Annotated in this window: 2 protein-coding genes and 1 pseudogene; 1 reads left to right on the top strand and 2 read right to left on the bottom strand. The window is 63.9% G+C overall.

Annotation, left to right across the window (positions count from 1 at the left end; genetic code table 11):
* Positions 1-559, bottom strand: a 559-nt coding sequence (locus tag EOA75_RS32535) for an aminotransferase class V-fold PLP-dependent enzyme (RefSeq protein ID WP_127326112.1), incomplete at its 3' end; no start/stop codon positions are given.
* 247 nt (positions 560-806) lie between these two features.
* On the opposite strand from EOA75_RS32535, the gene EOA75_RS32530 reads away from it, so the two are divergent.
* A complete protein-coding gene (locus tag EOA75_RS32530) occupies positions 807-1481 on the top strand; it encodes an alpha/beta hydrolase (RefSeq protein ID WP_066995082.1) in 675 nt (224 codons plus the stop codon).
* 29 nt (positions 1482-1510) lie between these two features.
* Here EOA75_RS32530 and EOA75_RS35435 read toward each other — a convergent pair.
* Positions 1511-1721: pseudogene (locus EOA75_RS35435) on the bottom strand (phosphoesterase); the annotation flags it as partial.

Raw genomic sequence — 1721 nt, 5'->3', positions numbered from 1 at the left:
GTCCTGCCGCCTGCACGGCATCGACGACCAGCACGCCGCCCGCTTCCTTGACGATCTCGGCGATGCGTCCGATCGGCTGGATCACCCCCGTCTCGTTGTTGGCGGCATGGATCGCCACCAGCGGCAGGCCGGCAGCCTTGTCATGCGCGGAGAGCGCCGTAGTCAGCGCCTCGAGATCGGCAATGCCGTCTCGATCGACGCCGATCCTCGTCACCTGCGGCGCCGAGAACCGCCCGCCATTCAGAATGCAGGGATGGTCGGCAGCCGAGACATAGAGGTGGCTGATGCGGACAGAGCCGCGCCCCATCTGCCAGTCGGGAGCAAGCAGCGTCGATGCGGCCTCCGTCGCGCCGGAGGTGAACACGACGTGCTCGGGCCTGGCATTGACCAGCCCTGCCACGTCACGCCTGGCATCCTCGATCAGCCGCCGCGCCGCGCGGCCCTCGCTGTGAACCGACGACGGATTGGCGGCATCGAGCGCCGCGACCGCCGCCGACCGCGCCTCTGCCATGAGAGGTGCGCTGGCGTTGTAGTCGAGATAGGCGCGAGTTGCGGCCATTTTCCTTCAGTCGATCCTGTCAGCAGTCATTCCGCGAGGACAGCGCGTTATTTCCTTGAAATTGCAAGGCGAGCCGTCCTATTTACCCGGCTTGCGGCGCGGGCGGCCGAGAAAATGCGTTCTCGGCACCCAGTTTTGAACAATTCTAAACTAGCTTCTAGGAAGACGCTTGCCCGGCGTCAAGGCCACAGAATGGGCCAAAGGAAGAGTCCGGGCCCGCGCCTTCGTATGCCACGTGGAGTATTTTATGCCTGAGGTCATTTTCGCCGGTCCGGCTGGTCGCCTGGAGGGCCGTTACCAGCCTTCCAAGGAAAAGAGCGCGCCGATCGCCATCGTGCTGCATCCGCACCCGCAATTCGGCGGCACGATGAACAACAAGATCGTCTACGACCTCTTCTACATGTTCCAGAAGCGCGATTTCACCACGCTTCGCTTCAATTTCCGCGGCATCGGCCGCAGCCAGGGCGAGTTCGACCACGGTACCGGCGAATTGTCGGACGCGGCCGCTGCGCTCGACTGGGTGCAGTCGCTGCATCCGGATTCCAAGAGCTGCTGGGTCGCGGGCTATTCGTTCGGCTCATGGATCGGCATGCAGCTGCTCATGCGCCGGCCCGAGATCGAGGGCTTCATCTCGGTCGCCCCGCAGCCCAACACCTACGATTTTTCGTTCCTGGCACCCTGCCCGTCGTCCGGCCTCATCATCCATGGCGATGCCGATAAGGTGGCGCCGCCCAAGGACGTGCAGACGCTGGTCGACAAGCTGCACACGCAAAAGGGCATAACCATCACGCAGAAGACTATCTCCGGCGCCAACCATTTCTTCGCCAACCACGCCGAACTGCTGATCGACGAATGCGCCGACTACCTGGACCGGCGTCTGGCCGGCGAGCTCGCCGATCCACGGCCGAAGCGGCTGAGGTAGATTTCGGGCGATCCTTAGACCAAATAGCTCTACGGGCGGTCAGCCGACAATTGCTCGCGGCTCCGCCTCGCCAGCGATGTTTTGCCCTTGGATCCGCTGGAAGACAGCAGCCGGAACGTGCGCTTGGGCACGGGTCTGGTCGACGACGGCCGTCGGAAGATGAAACCGAGCCGCGCGAAGACCAGCCCTGCGGCGATCGCAAAGGCAAGGCCGAGCCCAAAGCCGGCCACTGTGTCGCTC

Origin of the sequence: Mesorhizobium sp. M1A.F.Ca.IN.022.07.1.1, assembly GCF_003997575.1 — a bacterium.
In the GTDB taxonomy this organism is placed as follows: Bacteria; Pseudomonadota; Alphaproteobacteria; order Rhizobiales; family Rhizobiaceae; genus Mesorhizobium.
This window is presented reverse-complemented; position numbering and strand designations above follow the sequence as displayed.